Below are 24,626 nucleotides of genomic sequence, written 5' to 3'. Positions count from 1 at the left end.
GATGCGTGCTGTTCTCGCCTCCTGCCTTCTGGCCCTCACGATGACAGCCACGCCTGCCCCGGCGCAAATGCTGGATTTTGAGGCGCTGGAGGGCTGGCCTGAGGACAACCATCTCGCCGCCCTCACCGCGTTCCAAGAGACCTGCGATAAACTCGACGCTCCCGATTGGCAGCCGATCTGCCATCTCGCCGCCGACGCTGGGGCGACAGACGCCTCGGCCAAAGCCTTCTTCGAGTTGATGTTCAAACCCATCCTGATCGGCCAACCCCCTGCGCTGTTCACCGGCTATTACGAACCCGAACTCAACGGCTCCTACACCCGCACCCCCCGCTTCGCCTACCCGATCTACGCCCGCCCACCCGAGCTGCAAGACGGCCAAGTCTACTATGACCGCGCCACCATCGAAGGCGGCGCACTCCGGGGCCGTGGCTTAGAGATTGCATGGCTCGAAGACCCGGTAGAGGTTTTCTTCCTGCAAATTCAAGGATCTGGCCGGATCAAAATGACCAACGGCCATGTCATCCGCGTCGGCTACGCAGGCCGCAACGGCCACGCCTATCGCTCGGTTGGCAAAGAAATGATCGCGCGTGGCATGCGCACCCCCGATCAAGTCTCCGCCCAAGACATCAAACTGTACGTCCGCTCGAACCCCACGGCAGGCAACGCCCTGCTCGCCGTTAACCCATCCTACATCTTCTTCCGCAAAATCGCCGACCTACCGTCTGACAAAGGCCCAATCGGTGCCATGGGCCGCAGCATCACCCCAATGCGCTCCGTCGCCATCGACCCCGCCTTCACCCCGCTCGGTGTCCCAGTCTGGATCGAGAAATCCGGCGACAACCCGATTCACAGCCTGATGGTCGCCCAAGACGCCGGCGGCGCGATCAAAGGCCCCCAGCGCGCCGATATCTTCTTCGGCACGGGTGACGGCGCAGGCGATGCCGCTGGCACGATCAAAGACGGCGGCCGCATGATCCTGCTGCTGCCCATCGACCGCGCCTATGCCATGCTGCCGGAAGGCTGATCCATGCGTCGCCGCACTTTGCGCCCTGAAGAAGAAGAAATCTGGCAAACTGTCGCCCGCACCGCCAAGCCGATGCACCCGATGGGCCACGTTTTCCCAAAGCCGATCGAGCCAAAACCACAACCGACCCAAACCGCAGTTCCGGCAACGCCACGTCTGCCGCACTTCCGTTTGGGCGAAAAATCCCGCAGCAAACCCGGTCACGACATTCTGCCCACCCTGTCAGAATCCCTTTCCGCTGCTCCGCTGCAAATGGACGCCAAGACCCATGGCAAAATGACCCGTGGCAAACTCGCGCCCGAGGCCCGCATCGACCTGCATGGCATGACACTTTCTGAAGCCCACCCCGAACTGATCCGCTTTATCCTCAACGCTCAAAGTGCCGGAATGCGGCTGGTTCTGGTGATCACCGGAAAAGGCAAATGCGGCCATGACGTGGGCCCCATCCCGCAACGCATGGGCGCTCTTCGCCATCAAGTTCCACACTGGCTGCGCCTACCGCCTCTCGGCCCCGCAGTGCTGCAAATCTCGGAAGCCCACCTAAAACACGGCGGCTCCGGTGCATATTACATCTACCTGCGCAGGCGCTAGAACCTTAAGAAACCCTTAACGCCTCAAACTAAACGATTGATTTAACGTTATTTATGCAAAGGTCCCAATGCGGGACCACTCCTACCGCGTGAAATCCGAAGCCACCGTCGCCACGGGCCGCAGCACGATCTGAGTCGCATTCTGCACCGTCAAAACCACCCCCGGCAGCAACCCGATCCGCGCCTGCCGATCCGCCTCGAAAGCATTGGAAACGTCGCTCAGTCGATCCAAAATCGCGATCAAAGCCGCCGAATCCCCCATCACGAAATGCCCGGCCCCCTTCGAGAATGCGCCGACATCCATGAACGTTACCTTCAAATCTGCCACCCGCGACACATCCTTTAGCGACCCCAACCGCTCATCCTGCCCGGTCAGCAGCGCCGACAACCGCAGGTATTTATCACGATCCGAGCCAAAAATCACAAACGGCTGCGGCAGCGCCCCCATCGAATGTGCGCTTCTTTTGAACACATCCACATCAATATCCGGCGAAATAAAGATTACCCCACCGATCAGCCCGAGCGTCTTCTTATCCCCCCGGATCGCCGTCTGCCGCAGCGCCTCCATCGTCAACCCGGCGCCCATCGAATGTGCCACGATCAAAATCCGCTTCGCGCCCGCCGCCGCAACCTCATGCATCAAAGATTCCAAGCCATCCCGCGCAAACAGCGCAGAATCGCGGTCATAGGCATAACCCAGCGGCTCCGCAGCCGAGGGCCAAGCATAATGCACCACCGCGCCGGGCAGCTTCAGATCATGCGCAAACTGAGCGACGCGGTAGACCCCCTCTGAGAAATTGTTGTTATAGCCGTGCACGAAAATCACCGCTTCGCCGCCATTCGCGGCCAGTTGAGTTTTCAAATCTTTGCGGAACGGCACGTCGTCTTGATAGACGATCTCATCGGTGGTCAGGAAATGTTTTAAAGGGTTGGCCTTGCCGTGACGGGGCGGCCAGTTGATCTCACCCAGCTTGCGGTCGGGCGGCACGGAAACGTCGTAGCGGGCGAAGTTGATCTGTTCTGATCGGTAAGTTCCGAACGAACCGTCTTGCTCTTGCTTGCGGGTAGTGCCGATGAAGATCTTCTGGACCTGCCCCACCGAGGCCGCCTGCGGCTCAAGCGTGACATGGCCGCGTGGCGCGCAGGCCAGCAGGAAGCTTAGGGAAAGGATCAACAGAAATCGGGTCATTGGCGGGCCTTTTTTGGCCAAAGTCTGGGGTTTCAAGGGGCGGGTCAAGTGACGTTATATTGCAGGCGCAGAAATGCCGCTGTCCACGCGTGGCGTGGGCGTAGATCGCATGCTTTTCAACGGATTAGGCTTTTGCGTTCAGGGTTTGTTAACACCTCGGCATGTGAGTGTTTAGGCCAAGATGAAGCCGGGACAAGTATGAAAAAAGGGTTAAGGACATATCCCTAACCCTTTGAAATCATATAAATCGCAGCCCTGTCCACGCGTGGCGCCTACAAAACATAGCGCGAAATATCCGCCGACCGAGACAGCGCGCCCAAATTTTTCTCGACGAAAGCGGCGTCCACCACGACCTCTTCCCCCGAGCGGTCCGGGGCGGTGAAAGACAGCTCCTCAAACACCCGCTCCATCACCGTATAAAGCCGGCGCGCCCCGATGTTCTCGATGGATTTGTTGACCTCTGCCGCGATCCGCGCCAGCGCCGCGATCCCGTCCGCCGTGAAGGAAACCGCGACATCCTCGGTCCCCATCAGCGCCGCATATTGTCGGGTCAGCGCATTGTCCGTTTCGGTCAGGATGCGGACAAAGTCTCCCTCCGTCAGCGGTGCCAGCTCCACCCGGATCGGCAACCGCCCCTGAAGTTCCGGCAGCAAATCCGAAGGCTTGGCGACATGAAACGCTCCGGACGCGATGAACAGGATATGATCGGTTTTAACCGGGCCATATTTGGTGGAAACCGTCGTTCCCTCAATCAGCGGCAACAAATCCCGCTGCACCCCTTCCCGCGACACATCGGCTCCCCGCGCATCCGCCCGCGCGCAGATTTTGTCGATCTCATCCAGAAACACGATGCCATTGTCCTGCACCGCCGCCAGTGCCACCGTCTTGACCGCCTCATCATCCAGCAGCTTGTCGGCCTCTTGCCCGATCAGTAAATCATAGCTGTCGGCCACGGTGACCTTCTTGCGCGTGGTCCGCCCGCCGAACGCTTTGAACAAATCCTGCAGGCCTTGCATCTGCATTTCCATGCCCTGCCCGCCCATCATCGGCATCGCGGGGGCGGCGTCGGCGATTTCCAACTCGATCACCGTCGTATCCAATTCCCCGCGCCGCAGCTTGCCGCGAAACATCTCCCGGGTCTGCTCGCGCGCGTCTTTGCCCGCCAAAGCCTCAACCACCCGCTCCTCTGCGGCTTGCTTCGCCTTCGCCGCCACGTCTTCCCGCATCCGCGCGCGGGTGTCGATCATCGCGGCATCGACCAGATCGCGGATGATGCTATCGACATCGCGACCGACATAGCCGACCTCGGTAAACTTGGTGGCCTCGACCTTCAGGAACGGCGCTTTCGCCAGTTTTGCCAGGCGGCGGGCGATCTCGGTTTTGCCCACCCCGGTTGGCCCGATCATCAGGATATTCTTCGGGTAAACCTCATCTCGAATATCGTCCGGCAGGTTGCGGCAGCGCCAACGGTTGCGCAGGGCCACAGCAACGGCGCGTTTGGCGTCGCGTTGGCCGATGATGTGGCGGTCGAGTTCAGAGACGATCTCACGCGGGGTCAGGTTGGTCATTTGGAAATCCGTTCCACGGTCAGGTTGCCGTTGGTGAACACGCAAATCTCGGCAGCAATCGCCATGGCGCGGCGGGCGACGTCTTCGGCGGGCAGATCGGTGGTCATCAGGCCCCGTGCTGCGGCGAGGGCGAAGTTGCCGCCCGATCCAATGGCGGCCACATCATGTTCGGGTTCCAGTACATCTCCGGCACCCGTGATCACGTAAAGATCGCGGCCATCGGTGACAATCAGCATGGCTTCCAGATTGCGCAGGTATTTGTCCATCCGCCAATCTTTCGCCAGATCGACGCAGGCGCGGGCGAGTTGACCAGGGGCAGCTTCCAGCTTTTTCTCTAGCCGTTCCAATAAGGTGAAGGCGTCAGCGGTCGATCCCGCAAAACCTGCAACCACATCGTGGCCACCCGGCGAGAGGCGGCGGACCTTGCGGGCAGTGCCTTTGATCACGGTATTGCCCAAGGAAACTTGGCCATCGCCGGCCACCACAACCTCGCCACCGCGACGCACGGCCAGAATGGTGGTGCCATGCCAACCGGGGAATTTGTCTTCGGACATTTTGCGCTCCATCTGCTGGGCTTTATATGGAAGGCGGCTGCGCCGGGCGCAAGCGGGCGGCTGGTGAGGCGGAGGGAAAACGCATAGTTTGCTGCCATGGAACGGATTTTGAATTTCTATCTGGACGGTGACAAGCGCGCCCGCGCCGAGGCGGGGATCGGGATTTTTGGTGCTGTGGTGGGAGTGGTGCGGGCAGCGGGCTGGCAGGTTCGATACGCTGGGCACGCGACGGAGGTTGCGGGTGAGGGCTATCACCTTGTTTACAATCGCGCGGTGGCGGGGTCGTTTTGTTTTAGCCTAAGACGCTGTTACCTTGAGAAATTCTACCGCATTGAGGCGACGAATGATCGCTGGGATTGGGCGGTGGCGGGGCTGTCGTTTCAGGGTGGAGAGCGGCAGGCGTGGTTTCAGCGCTATTGGCGCGCGCGGCTGTTTGGCGGGCTGACCGCCGCGCGGGGGGGCTATATTTTCATGCCGTTACAGGGGAAATTGTTGCAACGGCGGCATTTTCAGACCGCGTCTCCGGTTGAGATGATCCAGGCGACTTTGGCGGCGGACCCAGAGCGGCGGATCGTGGCGACACTGCATCCGCGCGAGGTTTATTCTGAGGCGGAGGTGGACGCGCTGCGGGGGATTGAGCGGTTTGAGCTGGTTCAGGGCTCGCTGCCGGTGCTGGCGGGCTGCGATTATGTGGTGACGGAGAATTCGTCGATGGCGCTGACCGGGTTCTTTGCCGACAAGCCAGCGGTGCTGTTTGCGCGGATTGATTTTCACCATATCGCGGCATCGGTGGGGCGGTTGGGGGTGGCGGGGGCGTTTGAGGCGGTGCATCGACCACAGCCCTATGCGTCCTATCTGCATTGGTTTTTCAAGCGGCAGGCGCTGGCATCGTCGGGCGATGGCCATGAGGCGCAGATTGCGGATCGCTTGCGGGCGCACGGCTGGCCGCTGTGAAAAAAGGCCCCCCGAGGGGAGCCTTTGATCCGATTTTCGCGGGGTTCAGAGCGCGGTGGCGATCCAGTTGGCGAGGGCCGCTTTCGGGGCTGCCCCGACTTTGTTCGACACAACTTCGCCGTTTTTAAACAGGAACAGCGAGGGGATGCCGCGCACGCCGAGGGCGGCGGGGCTGTCGGGGTTTTCATCGACATTGATCTTCACGATCTTCACCTTGCCCGCGTATTCGGCGGCGAGTTCTTCCAGGGCTGGGCCGATTTGACGGCAGGGGCCGCACCATTCGGCCCAGAAATCCACGACGACCGGGATCGCGGATTTACGAACTTCGGCGTCGAAAGTGGCGTCGGTTACAGCGACGGTATTGGCACCCATGATGGGAACTCCTGAGGGGGAAATGTCAGGCATTGAACCTAGGGACGGCGGGGGCGGACGTCAAGGGATAGTGCTGCGTTGCATAGCAGCCCGCACAATATCGGGGGGCAGCGGCATCAGGGTGGCGGTGCGGGTCCACAGGACTGCGGTGTCGATGCGGTGGCTGGGGTAGATTTGGCGCAGGGCTTCGGCATAGGCGGCCATCTGCCGCAGGATGCCTTCGGGGGTTTCTACAGCGGTGGCGGGGGTGCGGTGGTTGGATTTGAAATCGACGGCGAGGATGTGATCTGCGGCGATCAACAGGCGGTCGATGGTGCCCTGCATGGGCTGGCCGTTGAACGTGGCGGTGAAAGTGACTTCGGCGAGGGCTTCGGGTGCGAAGATATGGGGGTGGGTTGTCAGAACGGCTTCGGCCTCGGCTATGAGGTCGGCGCATTGGCCGGGGTCGGGGATCAGGGCGGCGCTGAGAGCGGGCCAATCGGCACGGGGGGTATTGGGCAGATGTTCAAGCAGAAGATGCAAAGCGGTGCCACGGGCTTTGGCGGCGTCTTCCCCAGAGCCGTCGGTTTCACCGGGGAGCAGCTTTGCGCCGCCGAGATTGGAGGGAGAGAGGGGCTGCGCGGGGCGTTCGGGGGTTGCGGCGAGAGTCGTTGCCCAGAGGGGAAGTTCGGGCGATTTTGACAAGATTAGAAACTGTTTTGGTGCTGGATCAGGCCAGCTGCCAAAGCTGTGGCGCAATGCGCCATCGGCGATGGGTTCGGAGCCTGCGGCCTGCATGCCCTGCTGGACCAGCTTATACCATGCGCCATCCTTCTTTGCTTCGCCCGCGCCGCAGACGATAAGCCAGGTGCGGGCGCGGGTGAGGGCGACGTAGAGCAGACGGAGGCTTTCTTCCTCACCCTTGTCTTTGCGCAAGCTGCGCGCGGTGGCAATCGGTGGCGGGCTTTCGTCAGACGGGGTTTTCCAGACGGGGATGCCATCTTCCAGCGCGTAAATCTCATCGCGGTCTTGCGGGGTGCGGTCGCAGGTGTCTGGCAGGATCACCAAGGGCGCTTCCAGACCCTTTGCGCCGTGGACGGTCATCACGCGGATGCGGTGGCCTTCGCTGTCCATCTGGCGCTTGACCTCGATGTCATCGGTTTCCATCCAGATCAGAAATCCGGTCAGACTGGGGACTTCGTTGCGTTCGAAGGCGAGAGCTTGGGAGAGGAATTCGTCAATGCCGTCTTCCGCTTCGGGGCCAAGCCGGGTGAGCAGGCGGCGGCGGCCGTCGTGGCGGGTCAGGGCACGTTCGATCAAATCATAGGGGCGCAGGAAATCGGCCTGATTAAGCAGATCATGCAGCATTTCAAGCGTGCTTTCATGCTCTGCGCTGCCACGTAAAGCTTCCCACAGGAAGGGACCTTGGCGGGGCTGGGCGAGTGCGTAAAGCTCGGCCTCGGTCCACCCACACAGCGGCGAACGGAGGAGGGCGGCCAATGACAGACTGTCCTCGGGTGTTGCGAGGAACGAGAGCAGCGCGGCGAGGTCTTTCACCGCCAGTTCCGCGCCGAGTTTCAGGCGGTCTGCGCCTGCAATGGGGAGGTTGGCTTTTTTGCAGGCGCGGATGATTTCGGAGAACAGGGCGGAGCGGCGCTGCACGAGGATCAGCACATCGCCCGCGTGCAGAGGGCGGCTTAGGTTTGGGTCTTCTTCTTTATCGACGGGAATTTGGGTGCCTGCGTCGATCAGCGCTTTGATATGGCTGGCGATTTGTTCGGCTAGCCGTGCGGTGTGGTGGGTATCGGTGATCAGGTCAACGGGGTCTTCCCAGTTTTCATCCTTGGGGTCTTCGGATTTTTCCAGAAGCGGCCAGAGATCTACCCGGCCCGGCAGATCGGATTTGAAGGCGAGGTGGTGGACAGATGAGCCCATCGCTTTGGGGAAGCGGTCGGCGAAGGTTTCATCGACGACGCGCAGAATCGCGGTGGACGAGCGGAAGGAATATTCGAGATCGAGGCGGACGAAGTTCTTTTGCGCGGCTCGGAATTTGGTTTGGAAATCGGTCTGTTTTTCGTCGAAAGCGGCGACGTCCGCGCCTTGGAAGGAATAGATCGACTGTTTTTTATCACCGACGACGAACAAAGTGCGGGTTTCATCGCGGGTGCCTTGGCCTGCGGTAAATTCAGCAGACAGCAGTTCGATCACGCGCCATTGATCGGGGCTGGTGTCTTGCGCCTCATCGACGAGGATATGGTCGATGCCGCCATCAAGCCGGAACAGCACCCATGCGGCGACGGAAGGATCGGTCAGCAGGGCCTTGGCGCGGGTGATCAGATCGTCGAAGTCGAGGAAGCCTCGGGCGGATTTTGCGGATTCGTAGAGCGGCAGGAAACTGGCGGCGAAGCGGTGCAGAATGGCGGTTTTCTGGGCGGCTTGCAGGGCGATGCGGCGGGGGCGGGCGGCTTCGACTCGCAGCATCAGGGCGTCGAGTTGCGGCAGGTGGTTGCCGATCAGCTTTTGCGTGGGTTTGGTGGGCAGCGCGCCAATTTTCGCGACGTATGGGGCTTTGGCGGTGCCGCCATAGAGCAGGGTGTTTTCTAGGGCGCCTAGGGTGGCGAGGTTGGGGGCAGTTAGATCGAGGGCGGCGAGTTTTGCGGCAGTTTTGCTATCGGTGGGGCCGCCGTTTTGCAGGGCGGGCAGGATGTTGGCGATCAGATCGGATTCAATACCGAGCAGCACATCGGCCAGCAGGGTTTGAGGGATTTCCACATTGGGAACATTGAACAAATCACGGGATTCGGCCTCGGTCAGCGGTTTGGTGAAGCCTGCGCGTTTGGCCGAGACTTGCTCCATCAGCGCGGTGAAATCTTCGCCGGTATAGGCGCGGGCGACTTCGGCCATGATTTCGGGGGCGCGAAATTCGGCCATTTCTTCGATGATGTTTTCACGCAGCAGGCGGGCGGCGCGGTCGTCGAGTTCGGTGAATTGCGGGGAAACGCCAGCCTCTAGCGGGAAGCGGCGCAAGAGGGTGGCGCAGAAGCTGTGGATGGTTTGGATGCGCAAACCGCCGGGGGTTTCAATGGCGCGTGCGAACAGCTGGCGGGCTTTGGCGAGCGCACCGGGGGCGTGGCGGGTGTCATCGCCGAGATCTGCGAGGGCGCGGTGCAGGTCGGCATCGGGCTTCATCGCCCATTCGCCCAAGCGGCGGAACAGGCGGTTTTGCATCTCGGTCGCGGCGGCTTTGGTGTAGGTGAGGCAGAGGATGTGTTGGGGTTCAACGCCACGCAGCAGCAGGCGGGCAACGCGGTCGGTCAACACGCGGGTTTTGCCGGAACCTGCGTTGGCGGAAAGCCAGACGGTGTCGGCTGGGTTGGAGGCTTGGACTTGGCGTTCGGAGGCATCGTTGCGGGTCATTCTGGCTCTCCGACTTGTTCTGGTCCAACCATTTCTGCCACGGCGCGGTCGGACATTTCCCATTCGCCAAAGCGTGAGAGGTGGTCGTAGTCGCCCGCGTGGCGGACCTCAAACAGCGCGCGGCGGGCGGTGTAGCCGGTGCTGCGGCGCAGGTAGCGGGAGATGAGAGTCAGCAGTTTTTCCCAGTGTTCGGTCAGCAGAGCCTCGGTGATGTCCGTTTCCACCACGTCCTCGCTGGTGCCGAGACCGATGTAGCTGATTTTTGCGACGTCAGAGGGGCCGAGATCGGCGAAACCGCCACGGTCGGCCATCACGGCGGCGAGCAGAAGTTGTTTGGCGTATTGCTTTTGCTGGGCGGCTTTGGGGGCGGCTCCGGTTTTGTAGTCGATGAGATGCAGGGTTCCGTCGGGGAGGCGGTCAATGCGGTCGGGGGTGCCGAACAGGGTAAAATCGAGGGGGTCGAGTTTGAGGGCACCTTGGGTTTCCAGCGCAAGCGAGGTTCCGCCGTGTTTGGCGTCTTGGGTCAGGAAATGGTCGGCGGCGCGGTCGAGTTTCGCCAACCACAAAGCGCGGGCGGCGGGGAAGGGGGATTCTTGCGCAAGGACTTGGCGGGCGAGCGTGACCAGGCGGGTGCGGGCCTCAGCGCGGGTTTCGGTTTCGGGACGGGTTTTGACGAACCGCTCCAGTACCTCATGCACGATGATGCCACGGTCGCGGGCGTCGGGGGTTTGGTGCAGTGGGTCGAGTGGATTGAGCCGCAGGATGTAGCGGGCGTAGATGGCGTAGGGGTCGCGGATCAGGCGTTCGATATTGGTGAGCGACAGTTTGGGCGGGCGCGCGGCGATGGGCGGCTGCGGGGCGGGGCGTTTGGCGGGGTGCAGGCGGGGGTCGGCCTGTTGCGCAGGCGTGGGCTGTTCTAGGGCGCGGGCGAGAGTGAGCCATTTGGTGCCGCGCGCGCGCATTTCGGCCAGCGCCTGCTTGCCATTTTGCTGCGGCAGACCGTCCATTAGGTTCATCAGGCGATTGAGCCAGCGGCTCGGGACGGTTTCCGCCTCGGCATTGCGGATGGCGCGCGATAGGATCACATGGGGGGCGGCGATGGCTTGTTGGTAGTCGTGGGCGGAGAGGCCGATCTGGCGTTCTGGCAAGAGTAGAGCCGCTTTTTTGCGCATCGAGCGGTTCAACCACGGGTCGGGTTCGGGAAGTTTTGGCCAGATGCCATCGTTGAGGCCGCCAAGGATCACCAGATCAGCGCCTTGGACGCGAGCCTCTAAGGTGCCCCAGATCATGATGTTGGGGTGGGCTTGCACGGGTTCGCGGACCTCGCCTTTGTTGACGAGAGCCTCGAACAGATCGCGGTATTCAGTGACGGAGCAAGTGCCGCCGTAGGGGGCTTCGGCGGCGAGGGTTTCCATCAGGGCGAGGGCTTCGATCCCGGCGGCCTTATCCCAAAGTGCGCCAGTGTCGCAGGGGTCAAGACCGCGTGCCAAGGATTCGGACAAGGCGCGGTGTTGGGAAACGTGATCGGCCAGCGGCCGACGCGGAATTTGGTCGAGGTTTTGCAGTGTGTCGGCGAGGAATTGCGCCCATGGCAAAGCGTTGTCGGTGCGCGCTTTCGCCCATTCCAGCAGATCGGGACCAGTGGGGAAGGCAGGGCCGGTTTTGCGGAGTTTGAGTTCGAGATAGCGGGTCAGCAACAGATGCGGGCCGCGTGTGGGGCCGGAGGCGGTCAGCGGGTGTTTCAGGATTGTAAGCAGGCTGTCGGCGGTCAACCGTTGGCCGAGCAGTGCAGCGGTGTGGCGCAAGAAGCGACCGGGAGCGGAAAGTGCCAAGGGGCGGCCTGCGGAATCGTCTGGCAGGATGGCCCAACGGTCGAGGGCGGCGGTGACCTGGCGGCTTAAGTTGCGGTCGGGCGTGATCAGCGCGGCCTTGGTGCCAGCTTCGGCAGCTTCGCGCAGGATCATTGCGATGGCCAGCGCTTCGGCGCGCGGGGAGGCGGCTTCGATCAGAGTGAGGCTTTCGGTGGCGCGGGGTAGATTGGGCAGGTTTGGGCCTTCGACCAGCCATTGATCGGTGACGGGGGCGGGGCGGAGGGACAGCGAAATCAAGCGGTTGCGGTTGGGGTCTGGCGGGAGGGTGTCTCTCCAGGGTTTGATACTGCTGGGGGAGATGTGCAGCAGGTCGGTCAGGTGGCGGAAGCGGTATTGCGGATGGTCTTCGGCGGTCAGGGCATCATCCATCGCCTGCCAGACGCTGGAGGGCGTGTCAAAATCAAAGCCGGGTAGGATCAAAGCACCTTGCGGCAGGGCCGCGACCGCCTGCATCAGCAGGGCGGTGGTGCCGCGTGAGCCCGTGGAGCCCGCGATCAGCACCGGGTCTTGCGGCGGGGCGCTTTGCCAGCGCTGGGCAAGTTGCTGCACGGCGAGGCGTTGGCGCGATTCGGCATCGGCGGCATCGCTGAACAGCGGGGCAACGATGCGCAGGAAGGTTTGGGTTCTTTCCCAGTGTTTGGAATGGGTTGAGACATCGAGGGCGGCGATAGCCTCTGCTGGAACGCCCTCGCCCTGCATTTCATCCATCAGATTGGCGAGGCTGTCGGCGAGGTCATAAAGCGCCGCGCGAGGGGCGAGATCGGGCTGGGCGTCGAGCAGTTTGGCGATGAGTTCGGCCATTTGCAGGCGACGACGCAGTGGGGGAATGGTGGGGGTAAGGTTGAGGCTGGGATCTTTTGCGAGATCGCTGAGCAGCAGCAGGCGCGGCAAGAAGCGCGCGCCATGGGTCGCGAATAGGTCGCTGACGCGGCGCACCATGCGGGCGGTGTTGAGGTAAATCGTGACGCGCGCCATTGCTTCTGGCGGCTGGTGCGCCATACGCTCGATCAGGCCCGCGACCAGTTCGGCGGGAAAATCTGTGCCGGGCGGCAGGGCGAAAATGCGGGGGGTGTAAGGGTTAAACATGCAAGGACTCAGCCAGTGCAATGCCTTCGGGGCGACCTACATCGCACCAGCCGCCGTGATGTATCAGGCCGTAGGCGCGGTTGTTCGCGATGGCAATATCCCAGAGGAGATTCAGGCTGAAAACAGGATCTGATATGGCGGAAAGATCTTGGGTTTTGAGAATTTGCGCGCCGAGATATATCGGGGCGTTGACACCGTTTGCGCGGGAAATGCGGCCGTTAGGATCAAGGTGGAAGTCGCCTTTGCCGCTGTGGCCGAGGGCGTTTTCGGTAGGAAGCAGCAGGAGTAGCGCATCCATTTTAGCCGGATCCCAAGCGGTGAGCAGTTGGGTGAGGGGGTTTTGCCCAGTCCACACCGCGTCGGTGTTCAGGGTCAGCACCGGGCCATCGCCAAGCAGCGGAAGGGCGGCTTTCAGACCGCCACCGGTTTCGAGGATCTGGTTGCGCTCCCATGAAAACAGGACGTCGCGGTTTTTCAGATGGTCGGCGACTTGGTCGCCAAGATAGTGCAGGTTTACCACGATTTTTGCGATCCCCGCCGCATCGGCAACAGCTAAGGCGTGGTCGATCAGCGGTTTCCCGGCCACGTCGATCAGCGGTTTCGGTCGATGGGCGGTCAAGGCGCCCATGCGGGTGCCGAAGCCTGCGGCGAAAAGCATTAACGGAAGTGGCCGCATTGGGCACCTATTCGGGCAAGGGCTTCGGGGGTGGGTTCGGGCAGCAGGCTGGCGCATATTTTGGCGAGCGGGGCGAGTTCTGGCTCGGAGAGGTTGCGCTGCAGGTGGTGCCAGACGCGGGGGATCAAGCGAACGTAGTTGGATTTGCCGCTCTGCAGGCAGAGGCGAGCGAAAATTCCGATGATGCGCAGAGCGCGCTGTGCGCCAAGCGTGGCATAGGTGGGGCGGAAGCTGTCTGCCGTGGTGCCGGTTTGCAGACAGAAAGCGCGGATCATCGCGGCCTCCGTTTCACGTGAAACATCCCTTCGGGCGTCTTGCAGCAATGAGACGAGATCGTAGCCGGGCTGGCCAAGTTGGGCGAGTTGGAAATCCAGCACGCCGACGCGGGCAAGGCCGGGCCGATCCGGCAGCCAAAGCAGGTTTTCGGCGTGATAATCGCGCAGGACCATCACGCGGGGGCTGTCGGCGTGGCGGGATATAACGTCAGTGAGGGCGTTGCGGAAATCGGCAGGGTCGGTACGGTCACCGGTGATTGCGAAGCGATACCAGTCGAGGGCAAAACCGGCGGCTTCGGCCCAATCCTGCACGGTCAGATTAGCGAGGTTGGCGGCGGGTGGATGGCGTTGCAGATGGGCAAGGACCTGCGTTGCCGCCGTATAGAGACTGTTTTCTCGGGACGGAGCCATTTTCAGAAGGGTGGCATAGATATTGTCACCCAAGTCCTCTAACAGTAGAAAGCCGTTTTCCAGATCCTGTGCGTAGCAACTTGGAGCAGAGAGGCCGATGGCCGAAAGATGCGCGGCAATTGCCAGAAATGTTGCCGGATCATCGCCCTTTCCCGGCGGCGCATCCATCAGCACGGCGGTTTTCGCGCCTTGCTCAAGCCGATCATAGCTGCGATCCGAAGCATCTCCGGCGAGAAACCGACGATTGGCATTGCCCCAGCCAGCTTGGGTCAGAAATGCCTGCGATAAGGCGGCGCGGTCGTTCATTGCGACCAACTTTGGGCGAACTCTGCCAGCAGATCGGGGTGGTCCGGCGCAGTCAGCGTGACATTCCGACCCTCGCCGCTGGTCGATAGCGCTATTTGAATGGCATGAGCGGGCGTCAAGCGACCCAAACGGTCCGGCCATTCAATCAGACAAATCGCTTGTGAAAGCGCGTCTTCCAGCCCCAGCTCGGCAACCTCATCGGGATGCGACAGGCGGTAAAGATCGGCGTGCCAGATCTCGACATCGGCCTGATAGGTCTGCACGAGGGTGAAGGTGGGCGAGGGCACGTCCTCCATCCGACCCAAGCGGGTGCGGATCAGGGCGCGGGCGAGATGGCTTTTGCCGACACCAATCGGGCCTTCCAGCAACACAGAATCGCCCGCGCCTAGCCGCGACGCTAGCCAGCGGCCAAGATCGGCGGTGTCGGCCTCTGAGGGCAAAAAGGCGGTAACGGCATGCGGCTTTGTCATGCCCCAAGTCTACTGTCCCCACCCGCCGCTGCAAGCCGCGAAGTTCAGGCGCGCCGCAGGCCCGCACCTTCGGCCAACCTTGCCTGGCTCGATTCGGAGGGTGGCATTGACCTGAAGGTTGCCAGCGTTGAGCTGCCCGCCAAAGGCGCGAATTTGCATCCGATCAGACGGCCATCCAGCAGGCGCACCTCGCCGCGCCAGCTGTTACGATCCCCTACGGTGGCGACGTATTCTTCGATCTCGGCCCAGATGGCACTGGGGGCTGATTGCACGCGCCAATGTGCCGAGAGGGTGCGGACGGTGTTGTCTGCCAAAGTTTCCGCCGGATCATGGCCCCAAAGTGCTGCATAGCTGTTGTTCGACATCACCAACTGCCCCGATTGCGAAAACACCGCAATCGCTTCATCCATATGATCAATCACCGATTGGCCAAGCTCCAGATCGGCGCGATATCGTCGGGTGCGCTGCATTTCCGATGAGATATCTTCGATCAACAGCGCCAAAGCCCCGTTCGGATGCGGTCGCCCGACCACCCGGTAGGTTTGGCCATCCGGCAGGCTCCAAGTTTCCTCATAAAGCCCAGTGGCGGCGGCCTTTTCAATCTCGACAATCTGCCGCCGCCAGTCGCGGTAATCCTTCGGCTCGGGCAGCATTTTGCGATCGCGCATGGCATCCAGCACCGCCAGCAGCGAAGGGCGCAGTGACAGGAAATCGGGGGGAAGTTGGGTCAGATCCATCAGGGCAGGGTTGAATAGTTGCAACTTGCGCTGGCGGTCAAAGATCGCAAGGCCGATGGGAAGTTGGGCAAAGGTCTTGGTCAGGGTTTGCATGAAATCGCGCAAGGCGCTTTCGGCCTGCACCGCCGCATCGGCGGGAATCGCGAACATCAAATCGCCGTCAGCCTCGGGTCGGCTAGAGATATCAAACCAGAGCGCAGGCTTACCGACAGCCAACAGGCTTTGTCTTTGATCCTTGCCCGATTTCGCCGCCGCCCGGTTAAACAGCCTAGGCAGCGGCCAGCCCAATTCTTTGTCCTCACCCAGAACGTCACAGGCCTGCAACAGATAGGGTCCATTTGCCCAGACCACGTCACCCGCCGTATTCTCACGCCACAACAACATCGGCGCGGTCGCGACGGTTTCACGCAGCAGCGCCAATTCATCCAGCATTGCGCGCTGGGCAATGGCATCGCCCGCCGAGAGATGGCCGTCTTTGCTCGCATCAATCAGCGTCAGTTTGGTCAACCCGCCCGCATGTTCCGCCTTCAGGATCAAGGGCGTGGCATTTCCCACCGAAGGCAGTTCAATCGCGCCATCGTTTTGCAGCCGCTGCAACTGCGCCTCTAAATCTTCAAACCGCGCGGTCAGGAACGCCATCAACCTGCCCCAGGCGGGCCCTTTCATCGGGCTGGCCGCCAAAAGTGCGCGGGCATTGGCGGTACTATCGACCATAATCTCACCATCAAACATAAACAGCGTCTCACTACCGGTATCGGTGAAGACGCTGGCTTGCACCGGAAACTCGCGGGCGGGTAGCAGCCACAACGCCAGCATCCCAATACAGGCCGCCATCAGCGAAGCCGCAACCACGGCGAGAATAAGCGGAAAAATCATCCGAAAGCCCCATCTTAATGGGAGGGTCCCATGTTTTGATCAACCTAAGGAGTAGATCGTTAATAGGGGGTTAAGGATGGCGCAGTCATGCAGGCTTTTATGCCGCTAGCCGATAAAGCGCTGGTTTTCACCCAAAGCCCCTGCCGTTTCAGCGAGAATATCTGCGGCCTTCCATGTCACCTCGACAATCGCCCCGGATCGCGCCGGGCGTTCTTCTGGCGACAGGAACGGGTCGGCGGCATTGGCGAAAGACAATTCGGCCCCGGTGCGCTCTAGCAGGGTTTTGGCGATGAATAGGCCCAGCCCCATGCCCTCATATTCGGGACGCCGCGCCAGATCCTGCTCATCACGGCGCGAGCGCACGAACGGGTCGCCGATCCGCCCCAGCACTTGCGCCGGAAAGCCTTCGCCGTCGTCGATGATGCGCAGCAGGATGCGATCCGGTGCATATTGCGCATCAACCCAGACCGTACTGCGGGCGAAATCCACCGCATTCTGCACCAGATTGCGAAGCCCGTGGATCAGTTCGGGGCGGCGCACCACTACGGGTGGCAGGCCTGCCCCTGCCATGGTGAAGATCACCTCGATGCCGCGCGCCATGTGCGGCTCGGCGGCCTCTTGCAGCACGGTTTCCAACGGGGCCTGCCGCAGCAGCAGATCATCCTTCCCGGCCTTGCCCATCGAGCGCAAGATATCGCGGCAGCGGTTGGCTTGTTCGTGGATCAGCCGGGCGTCTTCGGCGAGATCGGGGTGATCCGCGAGTTCATCCATCATCTCAGAGCTGATCAGCTTGATCGTCGCCAAGGGCGTACCCAATTCATGCGCGGCGGCGGCGACCACACCGCCAAGGTCGGTCAGCTTTTGCTCACGCGCCAAAGCCATTTGCGTCGCCAAAAGTGCGTCGGACATCAAGCGCATCTCGGTCGCCACCCGACGCGAATACAGGCCAAGAAAGGCGATGCCGATCAGCAAAGACAGCCAGAATCCGAAGGTAAACAGGCTGGGGATGGCGAATATCGTGCCATCGGCCAGCCGCAGGGGGATGTTGAGCAGGCCGATCAAGGTGACAAAGGCTGCCGCGAGCACACCAAGGATCAAGGTGCTGCGCAGTTCCAATGCGCTGGCAGATACCGTCACTGGGGCCAGTACCAGCAGCGCAAAGGGGTTGGCCAGTCCGCCGGTCAGGAACAACAGAAAGCACAGTTGGGCCAGATCGAACAGCAGCGTCAGCATCGCCTCAAGCTCGGTCAGCCGCTTGTTCTGCGGGAAGATGAACATCGCGATCAGATTGGCAATGACCGCCAGCCCAACCGCCAGAAAACACAAGCCCAGAGGCAGTTGCATGCCATAATAGCGCGTTGCCACCAAAAGCGCCGCCAACTGACCAAAGCTTGCCATCCAGCGCTGAAAGATCAACGTGCGCAGCCGCAGCCAATCCGCCCGCTCGGGCCGAAAATGTGCGGATTGGGCGGTTATGTCACGCTGGTTTGACATGGGATGCCTTGGCGGGGGCTGGCCATTACGGCGGCTTTGCGATTGATAAGGGTTGGTTCGGCGCGGATCAATGCGCAATGAGGAGAGCGGGATGCTAAAAATCTATGCCGGATTGGCGGTTGTTGCGGTGGCGGGGCTTTTGGGCGGCACTTATTTTGTGGCGCTGCAGCGGAGTGCCAATGATCCTTTTGCCGATTGCCGGACCTCGGCTGTGGCGGGCGGCGGCGGCGATATTGGCGGGGCATTCACCTTGGTGGATGAAGACGGCAAGACGGTGACCGACAAAGATGTGTTGGCCAAGCCATCGCTGGTCTATTTTGGCTACAGCTTTTGCCCGGATGTTTGCCCGCTGGATGGCGCGCGCAATGCCGAGGCGGTGGATTTGCTGAAGGCCAAGGGTCTGGATGTCACCCCGGTTTTTATCTCAATCGACCCCGAACGCGACACGCCTGCGGTGCTGAAGGATTTCACCGCCAACCTGCATCCCGACATGATCGGTCTGACCGGCACGCTTGAGCAAGTGCAGGCGGCGTCACGCGCTTATAAGACCTATTTCAAAAAACAGGACACCGGCGATCAGTATTACATGATGGATCATTCGACCTTCACCTATCTGATGCTGCCCGGCAGCGGCTTCGCTGATTTCTTCACCCGTGATGATACCGCCGAACAAATCGCCACCCGCGCTGCTTGCTTTATTGAGAAAAGCTAGGGCGCGTTTGACGATAAGCCTTTAGCGGCCTAGGTTAGCAGACGAATGAACGGGGGATTTCATGGCAGATGATCTTGGCGAAGAACTGGGACCGGATCGCAGCTTGTTGTTGGTCGATGATGACGAGGTTTTCGTCAAGCGCCTCGCCAAAGCGATGGAAAAGCGCGGGTTTTTGCCGGAAACCGCAGGCAGCGTGGCGGCAGGGCGGGCGATTGCGCTGGCGCGGCCTCCGGCCTATGCGGTGATTGACCTGCGCCTTGAGGATGGCAACGGGCTCGACGTGGTGGAAACTCTGCGCGAGCGTCGGCCGGATTGCCGGATCGTGGTGTTGACTGGCTATGGCGCGATTGCGACGGCGGTGGCGGCAGTTAAAATCGGTGCGACGGATTATCTCTCGAAACCCGCCGATGCGAATGATGTGATGCAGGCGCTGCTTGCCAAGGGCGCTGCAATGCCGGAACCGCCGGAAAATCCAATGTCGGCGGACCGGGTGCGTTGGGAACATATCCAGCGGGTCTATGAGATGTGCGACCGCAACGTTTCAGAAACCGCGCGCCGACTTTCGATGCATCGGCGGACTTTGCAGCGGATTCTGGCCAAACGCAGCCCAAAATAAGCGAGTACTTGAAAGAATAATCCTTTCAGCCTAAATGGCTTTACCATAATCCTGAAAGGATGCTTACGTGACCATTGATATCAACGGGCTGTCTCTTAAAGAGTTGAAAGATCTGCAATCGCAAGTGGTAAAGGCTATTGCGTCCTTTGAGGATCGCAAAAAGAAAGAGGCTCTTGCCGAGATTGAAGAATTCGCCCGCGCGAAGGGCTTTTCTCTGGCTGAGCTGACCGGCGTGACGGTTGCGCGCAAACGCTCGCCAGCTGTCGCGAAATACGCCAATCCGGCGGATTCATCGGACACTTGGTCGGGCCGTGGCCGCAAACCGCGTTGGTTTGCAGCAGAATTGGCTGCGGGCAAGCAGCCGGACGAAATGTCGATCTGATCTTTCGCAGGTAAGAAAACCGAAGGCCGCCTCAAATGGCGGCCTTCAGCCATTTCATGAAGGTTTTCAACTCGGCGCGTTTCGCGCCCGGCCTTGTGACCAAATAATAGGCAAGGCTTTCATCCTTAATCTCGCCCACAGCGATCAGATCACCGCTTTCCAGATCTTTCTCCATCAAGGCGGCGGCTTCAACATGCAGGCCCAAACCCTGCCGCGCAGCGGAAAGTGCCAATTCTTCGGTTGGAATGTAGGTGATGTTCATCGCATCTGGTTTCAGCCCAAAACTGCGCAACCAAATCAAAGCCTCGGGCCAATCCGGTTCAATCACCCAAGGCATTGCCGACATTTCTGAGGTGGTTAGTCCTTCACGCCCCTGCAACAGCGCCGGCGCGGCGACAATGATGTAATGCGCCGAGGTCAGAACCTCGGCCTCCACCCCCGGCCATTTGCCATCGCCAAAGCGGATCGCCAGATCAAGGCTGTCGCGGCGCAAGTCCATCACGCGATGTTCGGGGTGCAGCGATAATCCGATTTCGGGATGCGCCTTCCAGAACGCCCCCAGACGCGGGATCAGCCATTGCGCAGCGAAAGCCGGGGTCAGCGTCACCCGCAGCGGCGCGTTGGGATCGGCGCCGCGCAGATCATTCACTGCAACTTCAATGCCGTGGAAGCCGTCGGTCAGCGCCTGCGCCAGCTTTGCGCCCTCAGCGGTCAGTGCCAGCCCGCGACCCTGCCGATAGATCAACTCGCGCCCCAGATCAGCCTCAAGGGCGCGCACCTGTTGCGCGATGGCGGCGTGGGTGACGTTCAGATCGCGGGCGGCGCGGGAAAAATTTTGCAACCGTGCAGCCGCCTCAAACGCCCGCAAGGCAGTGAGGGAGGGGAAGCTTTTCCAGTCTACAGACATGAAAGCCAATCTAACAGTTTGGAAAAATCGCTGACTCGGGGCTTGGGCTGAAATGCGCTATAAACACACTATGACAACAAGCAAATAGGAGCAAGTCATGTTAAAAATTCTCGCAGATGCCCTGCTGATCGCCCTGCGCGCCAGCCCGGTCCCAACTCCGCGCGATCGCTTTCCCAGCCGTCCGACGGAAGCCCGTTGGACCAAGCAAACCAGCGATCGGGTTTAGGTCTTGAGCGCCGCCAGCAAATCCAAATACCGCGCGACATAATCCGCCCGCACCTGTGCGGGCGGTCTTAGTTTTATCTCCAGCCCACGCAACAACGCGGTATCCGGCCTGCCAAACAGCTTGTCCGCCTCGGGTTCCGAAAACCCCGCGATCTGCACCGCCTCAAGCCAAGCCGAGATTTTATCCGCCGCCTTGATCGCCTTTTTCACTACCACCGGCAGCACCGCAGGCAGACCAAAGCGCAGATGCACCGCCGCTGTCAGCCGCAGATCCAGTTCCGTATAGCTTGGCCCCACCGCAGATTTCACCGGGCTGATCATATCACCAATCACATATTCCGGCGCGTCATGCAGCAAAGCCGCTAGCTGCCAACGCGGATTGGCTGGGTTCTGGCGCGCGTAGATTTCTTCGACCAGCAGCGAATGTTCCGCCACCGAATAGGCAAAATCGCCCCGCGTCTGACCGTTCCAGCGCGCCACAAACGCCAAGCCATGCGCGATATCGGCGATCTCGATATCCATCGGCGTCGGGTCCAGCAGGTCAAGCCTGCGGCCAGATAGCATCCGTTGCCATGCGCGCGGTTGTTTCATGACGGCCTCCTGCCGCATTTTCCTGCCACTCACGGCCTCTGTTGTCGAGAGGTCCTGTAAATGCTATCTGCCCCGCAACCATAGGATCAAGGAGTGTGCCAGATGGCGAAAGATTACATCGTTAAGGATATTGCGCTGGCTGCATATGGCCGCAAAGAACTGGTCATCGCTGAAACCGAAATGCCGGGCCTGATGGCCTGCCGCGAGGAATTTGGCACCACCAAGCCGCTGAAAGGCGCGCGGATTGTCGGCTCGCTGCACATGACGATCCAAACCGCTGCCTTGATTGAGACGCTGACCGCGCTTGGTGCCGATGTGCGCTGGGCGTCTTGCAACATCTTCTCGACCCAAGACCACGCAGCTGCGGCCATCGCCGAAGCTGGTGTCCCGGTGTTTGCCATCAAGGGCCAGACCCTGACCGAGCATTGGGATTATCTTGACCGTTCCTTCATGTTCCCTGAGGGTGCAAACATGATCCTCGACGATGGCGGCGACGCGACGCTGTATGTGCTGCTCGGCGCGCGGATGGAGGCGGGTGAAGACGTGCTGTCCGTGCCGCAATCCGAAGAAGAAGAAGTCATCAAGCTGCAAATCCAGAAGCGGATGAAGCAATCGCCGGGCTGGTTCGCCAAAACCAAAGCCGCGATCAAAGGCGTTTCCGAAGAAACCACCACCGGCGTGCATCGTCTCTATGATCTGCACAAAAAGGGCCAACTGCCCTTCCCGGCGATCAATGTCAACGACAGCGTCACCAAGTCGAAATTCGACAACAAATACGGCTGCAAGGAATCGCTGGTGGATGGTATCCGCCGTGCGACCGACACCATGATGGCGGGTAAGGTGGCTGTTGTGTGTGGTTACGGCGATGTGGGTAAAGGCTCGGCGGCGTCCCTGCGTGGTGCGGGTGCCCGCGTCAAAGTCACCGAAGTCGATCCGATCTGCGCGCTGCAAGCCGCGATGGACGGCTATGAAGTGACGCTGCTGGAAGATGAAGTCGCCAACGCCGATATCTTCATCACCACCACTGGCAATCGCGACGTCATTCTTATCGAGCATCTGCGCGAGATGAAGGATATGGCCATTGTCGGTAACATCGGCCATTTCGACAACGAGATCCAAGTTGCAGCCCTGAAAAACCACAAATGGACCAACATCAAAGAGCAGGTCGATATGATCGAGATGCCCTCGGGCAATCGCATCATACTGCTGTCAGAAGGCCGCTTGTTGAACCTTGGCAACGCCACCGGTCATCCGTCTTTCGTGATGTCGGCGTCGTTCACGAACCAAGTTCTGGCGCAGATCGAACTCTGGACCAAAGGCGAAGATTACGCGCCGGGCGTCTATATCCTGCCGAAAGAGCTGGATGAGAAAGTCGCGCGCCTGCATCTGAAAAAAATCGGCGTCAAGCTGACCGAGCTGCGCAAGGATCAGGCGGATTACATCGGCGTGAAAGTCGAAGGCCCGTTCAAGGCCGAACACTACCGCTACTGAGTTCTGACACATCCAGCGCTGGCCCGGGGGAAACCTCGGGCCTTTTGCGTTGTGACGTTGCGTCAGATGGTCTCCGCCGAAGGGGGAACCTGTAGCCATATTTCCCTTTGAGTGAATTACTCCATCGCCTAATGTGCGGCCACCCTGCCCCATCTGGCAGCTTTATCGGTCCGACAAACGAGGGATTATTGGAATGAGCAAGCGTGACGATCTGATCGCGAAATACGCCGAAGATTTGAAAAACAAGTGCAAGATCAACCCGGATATGGATCTGCTGACCAAAGTGACCATTGGTTGCGGTCCGGCGATTTATAACGCCGACAGCGCGACTGTCGCGGGTTCGGACAATTCTGAGCTGGAAACTGTGAAGAATAACTTCCTGATCAAAAAGCTGGGTCTGGCTGACAGCCCGGCGCTGATGGAAGCGATCAATGCGGTGATCGACACCTATGGTCGCGGTGAGCGCAACAAATATCGCGCCGTGGTCTATTACATGCTGACCAAGCATTTCAGCAAAGAAGCCGTTTACGCCAAATGATCTGCGGGCCGCGATAGGCCTCTCCAGACATTGCCATTTCCAGAAAGCCGCGCGATGGTGCGGGGCTTTCTGCAAAAGGTTTCCAATGTCTGCCGAACCTCACCCCTCGCAAACCGCTGACGCCACGGTCGTGCCGATCATTCTGGCCGTCGCCTTGGGGCATCTTCTGAACGATCTGATGCAATCGCTGATCCCGGCAGCCTATCCGCTGCTGAAGGACAATCTGGCGCTTTCCTTCGCGCAGATCGGTTTGATTACATTGGTGTTTCAGGGCACCGCTTCGATCCTGCAACCGCTGATCGGGCTTTATACCGACAAACGACCCCTACCCTATGCTTTGGCGGCGGGCATGGCTTCGACGGGGATTGGTCTGGTGCTGCTGGCCAATGCGCAAACCTTCGCGGCGGTGCTGGGGTCGGTTGCGATGATCGGGCTTGGCTCGTCGATCTTCCATCCCGAAGCATCGCGGATCGCCCGGTTGGCTGCCGGGATGCGACCCGGATTCGCACAATCTTTGTTTCAGGTCGGCGGCAATGCGGGCTCTGCTTTGGGTCCGCTGGCGGCTGCCTTTGTGGTGATGGAGCGCGGGCAAGTCTCGATTGAATGGTTCGCCGGGGTGGCGATGCTGGGCATGGTGCTGCTGTGGCTGGTGGGGCGCTGGTATACTGCCGTTGGCGCGGGGCGTGCCTTGGCGCGGCGGAGCAGGGCACGGTCAGCGGTGGCAGTGCCGAAAGCCACGGTGCGCTTGGGGATGTTCATTCTGATCGTGCTGATGACCTCGAAGTTCCTCTATTCTGTGTCGCTGTCGAACTATTACACCTTCTACCTGATCGAGCGCTTTGGCCTCAGTGTCGGGCAATCGCAGATCTGTTTGTTCATCTTTCTGGCGGCTGTGGCGGCTGGCACGATCATTGGCGGGCCCATCGGCGACAAGATCGGACGTCGCAAGGTGATCCTGTGGTCGATCCTTGGTATCCTGCCGCTGACTTTGGCGATGCCGTGGCTGCCACTAGTGCCAACCGTGCTGGTCGCGGCGCTCGCCGGGCTGATGCTGGCCTCGGCATTCCCGGCAATGGTGGTCTATGCGCAAGATTTGATGCCGCACAGCACCGGAATGGTGGCCGGCCTGTTGTTCGGGCTGGCTTTCGGCATCGCCGCTTTTGGCGCGGCAGGGCTTGGTGTGCTGGCGGATGCGTGGGGAATCGTGGCGGTTTACAAAATCTGCGCCTATCTGCCGTTGCTGGGTCTGGCCGCGTTTTTCCTGCCAGAGCCGAAGGCCTGATCGTTTCGATTTGATATAATTCCCAAGCACTTG

General features: G+C 60.6%; 23 protein-coding genes. 10 read left to right on the top strand and 13 right to left on the bottom strand.

Annotation, left to right across the window (positions count from 1 at the left end; genetic code table 11):
• Window position 1 precedes the first annotated feature (1 nt).
• Complete coding sequence (gene mltA / locus ACS5RD_RS02700; protein ID WP_489929879.1) at window positions 2-1,024, top strand: murein transglycosylase A; 1,023 nt, start codon at window positions 2-4, stop codon at window positions 1,022-1,024.
• Between the two features lie 3 nt (window positions 1,025-1,027).
• Window positions 1,028-1,615: a Smr/MutS family protein gene (locus ACS5RD_RS02695; protein WP_489929878.1), complete on the top strand. Its 588-nt coding sequence runs from the start codon at window positions 1,028-1,030 to the stop codon at window positions 1,613-1,615.
• Between the two features lie 81 nt (window positions 1,616-1,696).
• Here ACS5RD_RS02695 and ACS5RD_RS02690 read toward each other — a convergent pair whose 3' ends face one another.
• From ACS5RD_RS02690 to hslV, 3 genes are all read right to left on the bottom strand, one after another.
• On the bottom strand, window positions 1,697-2,803 hold the full coding sequence (locus ACS5RD_RS02690) for an alpha/beta hydrolase (protein ID WP_489929877.1): 1,107 nt from the start codon (window positions 2,801-2,803) through the stop codon (window positions 1,697-1,699).
• Between the two features lie 272 nt (window positions 2,804-3,075).
• A complete protein-coding gene (hslU, locus tag ACS5RD_RS02685; protein WP_489929876.1) occupies window positions 3,076-4,371 on the bottom strand; it encodes an ATP-dependent protease ATPase subunit HslU in 1,296 nt (431 codons plus the stop codon).
• Window positions 4,368-4,925: an ATP-dependent protease subunit HslV gene (hslV, locus tag ACS5RD_RS02680; protein ID WP_489929875.1), complete on the bottom strand. Its 558-nt coding sequence runs from the start codon at window positions 4,923-4,925 to the stop codon at window positions 4,368-4,370. Before hslV ends, hslU begins: the two co-directional genes overlap by 4 nt.
• A gap of 96 nt (window positions 4,926-5,021) precedes the next feature.
• Between hslV and ACS5RD_RS02675 the strand changes: the two genes are divergently transcribed.
• The gene (locus ACS5RD_RS02675; protein WP_489929874.1) at window positions 5,022-5,879 is read left to right on the top strand and encodes a hypothetical protein; all 858 of its coding nucleotides are present in this window, start codon (window positions 5,022-5,024) and stop codon (window positions 5,877-5,879) included.
• A 45-nt stretch (window positions 5,880-5,924) separates the two neighbouring features.
• Here the strand turns inward: ACS5RD_RS02675 and trxA are convergent, their stop codons facing one another.
• The 8 genes from trxA to regB form a co-directional block, all read right to left on the bottom strand.
• Entirely contained in the window at window positions 5,925-6,251 is a 327-nt protein-coding gene (gene trxA / locus ACS5RD_RS02670; RefSeq protein ID WP_054006760.1) for a thioredoxin, read from the bottom strand.
• Between the two features lie 60 nt (window positions 6,252-6,311).
• Window positions 6,312-9,647, bottom strand: coding sequence for a double-strand break repair helicase AddA (gene addA / locus ACS5RD_RS02665; RefSeq protein WP_489929873.1), 3,336 nt, complete (start codon window positions 9,645-9,647; stop codon window positions 6,312-6,314).
• The gene (gene addB, locus ACS5RD_RS02660; RefSeq protein WP_489929872.1) at window positions 9,644-12,604 is read right to left on the bottom strand and encodes a double-strand break repair protein AddB; all 2,961 of its coding nucleotides are present in this window, start codon (window positions 12,602-12,604) and stop codon (window positions 9,644-9,646) included. Before addB ends, addA begins: the two co-directional genes overlap by 4 nt.
• Window positions 12,597-13,280, bottom strand: a complete 684-nt coding sequence (locus tag ACS5RD_RS02655) for a nucleotidyltransferase family protein (RefSeq protein WP_489929871.1) — start codon at window positions 13,278-13,280, stop codon at window positions 12,597-12,599. Before ACS5RD_RS02655 ends, addB begins: the two co-directional genes overlap by 8 nt.
• Window positions 13,262-14,272, bottom strand: coding sequence for an aminoglycoside phosphotransferase family protein (locus ACS5RD_RS02650; RefSeq protein ID WP_489929870.1), 1,011 nt, complete (start codon window positions 14,270-14,272; stop codon window positions 13,262-13,264). The genes ACS5RD_RS02655 and ACS5RD_RS02650 overlap by 19 nt, the downstream gene beginning before the upstream one ends.
• Complete coding sequence (gene tsaE, locus ACS5RD_RS02645) at window positions 14,269-14,742, bottom strand: tRNA (adenosine(37)-N6)-threonylcarbamoyltransferase complex ATPase subunit type 1 TsaE (RefSeq protein WP_489929869.1); 474 nt, start codon at window positions 14,740-14,742, stop codon at window positions 14,269-14,271. The genes ACS5RD_RS02650 and tsaE overlap by 4 nt, the downstream gene beginning before the upstream one ends.
• A 44-nt stretch (window positions 14,743-14,786) precedes the next feature.
• Window positions 14,787-16,355 (bottom strand): PAS-domain containing protein, encoded by a 1,569-nt coding sequence (locus tag ACS5RD_RS02640; protein ID WP_489929868.1) that lies wholly within the window; start codon window positions 16,353-16,355, stop codon window positions 14,787-14,789.
• 105 nt (window positions 16,356-16,460) lie between these two features.
• On the bottom strand, window positions 16,461-17,849 hold the full coding sequence (gene regB, locus ACS5RD_RS02635) for a sensor histidine kinase RegB (RefSeq protein ID WP_054006767.1): 1,389 nt from the start codon (window positions 17,847-17,849) through the stop codon (window positions 16,461-16,463).
• A gap of 91 nt (window positions 17,850-17,940) precedes the next feature.
• On the opposite strand from regB, the gene ACS5RD_RS02630 reads away from it, so the two are divergent.
• The 3 genes from ACS5RD_RS02630 (at window position 17,941) to ACS5RD_RS02620 (ending at window position 19,559) form a co-directional block, all read left to right on the top strand.
• Entirely contained in the window at window positions 17,941-18,561 is a 621-nt protein-coding gene (locus ACS5RD_RS02630; RefSeq protein WP_489929867.1) for an SCO family protein, read from the top strand.
• A 61-nt stretch (window positions 18,562-18,622) separates the two neighbouring features.
• Window positions 18,623-19,177 (top strand): ActR/PrrA/RegA family redox response regulator transcription factor, encoded by a 555-nt coding sequence (locus ACS5RD_RS02625; protein ID WP_054006769.1) that lies wholly within the window; start codon window positions 18,623-18,625, stop codon window positions 19,175-19,177.
• Between the two features lie 67 nt (window positions 19,178-19,244).
• Window positions 19,245-19,559, top strand: a complete 315-nt coding sequence (locus ACS5RD_RS02620; RefSeq protein WP_489929866.1) for an H-NS histone family protein — start codon at window positions 19,245-19,247, stop codon at window positions 19,557-19,559.
• Between the two features lie 31 nt (window positions 19,560-19,590).
• Here ACS5RD_RS02620 and ACS5RD_RS02615 read toward each other — a convergent pair whose 3' ends face one another.
• A complete protein-coding gene (locus ACS5RD_RS02615) occupies window positions 19,591-20,466 on the bottom strand; it encodes a LysR family transcriptional regulator (protein WP_489929865.1) in 876 nt (291 codons plus the stop codon).
• 97 nt (window positions 20,467-20,563) lie between these two features.
• Here ACS5RD_RS02615 and ACS5RD_RS02610 point away from each other — a divergent pair, with 97 nt between their 5' ends.
• Window positions 20,564-20,692, top strand: coding sequence for a hypothetical protein (locus tag ACS5RD_RS02610; protein WP_489929864.1), 129 nt, complete (start codon window positions 20,564-20,566; stop codon window positions 20,690-20,692).
• Here the strand turns inward: ACS5RD_RS02610 and ACS5RD_RS02605 are convergent.
• Window positions 20,689-21,282, bottom strand: a complete 594-nt coding sequence (locus tag ACS5RD_RS02605; RefSeq protein ID WP_489929863.1) for an HD domain-containing protein — start codon at window positions 21,280-21,282, stop codon at window positions 20,689-20,691. The two genes, ACS5RD_RS02610 and ACS5RD_RS02605, sit on opposite strands and share 4 nt — an antisense overlap.
• Window positions 21,283-21,384: 102 nt before the next feature.
• On the opposite strand from ACS5RD_RS02605, the gene ahcY reads away from it, so the two are divergent.
• From ahcY to ACS5RD_RS02590, 3 genes are all read left to right on the top strand, one after another.
• A complete protein-coding gene (gene ahcY / locus ACS5RD_RS02600; RefSeq protein WP_489929862.1) occupies window positions 21,385-22,773 on the top strand; it encodes an adenosylhomocysteinase in 1,389 nt (462 codons plus the stop codon).
• Window positions 22,774-22,966: 193 nt separating this feature from the next.
• Window positions 22,967-23,311 (top strand): DUF2853 family protein, encoded by a 345-nt coding sequence (locus ACS5RD_RS02595; protein WP_054006774.1) that lies wholly within the window; start codon window positions 22,967-22,969, stop codon window positions 23,309-23,311.
• 85 nt (window positions 23,312-23,396) lie between these two features.
• Window positions 23,397-24,593 carry an MFS transporter gene (locus tag ACS5RD_RS02590; RefSeq protein WP_489929861.1) on the top strand — a complete coding sequence of 399 codons (1,197 nt, stop codon included), beginning with the start codon at window positions 23,397-23,399 and terminating at the stop codon, window positions 24,591-24,593.
• Window positions 24,594-24,626: the final 33 nt, after the last annotated feature.

The organism is Cypionkella sp. PAMC25878 (genome assembly GCF_058135695.1).
This window is presented reverse-complemented; position numbering and strand designations above follow the sequence as displayed.

Excerpts from the sequence above, each read along its gene's own strand:
- ACS5RD_RS02630 (WP_489929867.1), top strand. The coding sequence starts at position 17,941 with ATGCTAAAAATCTATGCCGGATTGGCGGTTGTTGCGGTGGCGGGGCTT.
- trxA (WP_054006760.1), bottom strand. The coding sequence starts at position 6,251 with ATGGGTGCCAATACCGTCGCTGTAACCGACGCCACTTTCGACGCCGAA.
- mltA (WP_489929879.1), top strand. The coding sequence starts at position 2 with ATGCGTGCTGTTCTCGCCTCCTGCCTTCTGGCCCTCACGATGACAGCC.
- addA (WP_489929873.1), bottom strand. The coding sequence starts at position 9,647 with ATGACCCGCAACGATGCCTCCGAACGCCAAGTCCAAGCCTCCAACCCA.
- ACS5RD_RS02595 (WP_054006774.1), top strand. The coding sequence starts at position 22,967 with ATGAGCAAGCGTGACGATCTGATCGCGAAATACGCCGAAGATTTGAAA.
- ACS5RD_RS02690 (WP_489929877.1), bottom strand. The coding sequence starts at position 2,803 with ATGACCCGATTTCTGTTGATCCTTTCCCTAAGCTTCCTGCTGGCCTGC.
- ACS5RD_RS02655 (WP_489929871.1), bottom strand. The coding sequence starts at position 13,280 with ATGCGGCCACTTCCGTTAATGCTTTTCGCCGCAGGCTTCGGCACCCGC.
- hslU (WP_489929876.1), bottom strand. The coding sequence starts at position 4,371 with ATGACCAACCTGACCCCGCGTGAGATCGTCTCTGAACTCGACCGCCAC.
- ACS5RD_RS02640 (WP_489929868.1), bottom strand. The coding sequence starts at position 16,355 with ATGATTTTTCCGCTTATTCTCGCCGTGGTTGCGGCTTCGCTGATGGCG.
- ACS5RD_RS02615 (WP_489929865.1), bottom strand. The coding sequence starts at position 20,466 with ATGTCTGTAGACTGGAAAAGCTTCCCCTCCCTCACTGCCTTGCGGGCG.
- hslV (WP_489929875.1), bottom strand. The coding sequence starts at position 4,925 with ATGTCCGAAGACAAATTCCCCGGTTGGCATGGCACCACCATTCTGGCC.
- ACS5RD_RS02605 (WP_489929863.1), bottom strand. The coding sequence starts at position 21,282 with ATGAAACAACCGCGCGCATGGCAACGGATGCTATCTGGCCGCAGGCTT.
- addB (WP_489929872.1), bottom strand. The coding sequence starts at position 12,604 with ATGTTTAACCCTTACACCCCCCGCATTTTCGCCCTGCCGCCCGGCACA.
- ahcY (WP_489929862.1), top strand. The coding sequence starts at position 21,385 with ATGGCGAAAGATTACATCGTTAAGGATATTGCGCTGGCTGCATATGGC.
- ACS5RD_RS02610 (WP_489929864.1), top strand. The coding sequence starts at position 20,564 with ATGTTAAAAATTCTCGCAGATGCCCTGCTGATCGCCCTGCGCGCCAGC.
- ACS5RD_RS02590 (WP_489929861.1), top strand. The coding sequence starts at position 23,397 with ATGTCTGCCGAACCTCACCCCTCGCAAACCGCTGACGCCACGGTCGTG.
- ACS5RD_RS02650 (WP_489929870.1), bottom strand. The coding sequence starts at position 14,272 with ATGAACGACCGCGCCGCCTTATCGCAGGCATTTCTGACCCAAGCTGGC.
- ACS5RD_RS02675 (WP_489929874.1), top strand. The coding sequence starts at position 5,022 with ATGGAACGGATTTTGAATTTCTATCTGGACGGTGACAAGCGCGCCCGC.
- ACS5RD_RS02625 (WP_054006769.1), top strand. The coding sequence starts at position 18,623 with ATGGCAGATGATCTTGGCGAAGAACTGGGACCGGATCGCAGCTTGTTG.
- ACS5RD_RS02695 (WP_489929878.1), top strand. The coding sequence starts at position 1,028 with ATGCGTCGCCGCACTTTGCGCCCTGAAGAAGAAGAAATCTGGCAAACT.
- regB (WP_054006767.1), bottom strand. The coding sequence starts at position 17,849 with ATGTCAAACCAGCGTGACATAACCGCCCAATCCGCACATTTTCGGCCC.
- tsaE (WP_489929869.1), bottom strand. The coding sequence starts at position 14,742 with ATGACAAAGCCGCATGCCGTTACCGCCTTTTTGCCCTCAGAGGCCGAC.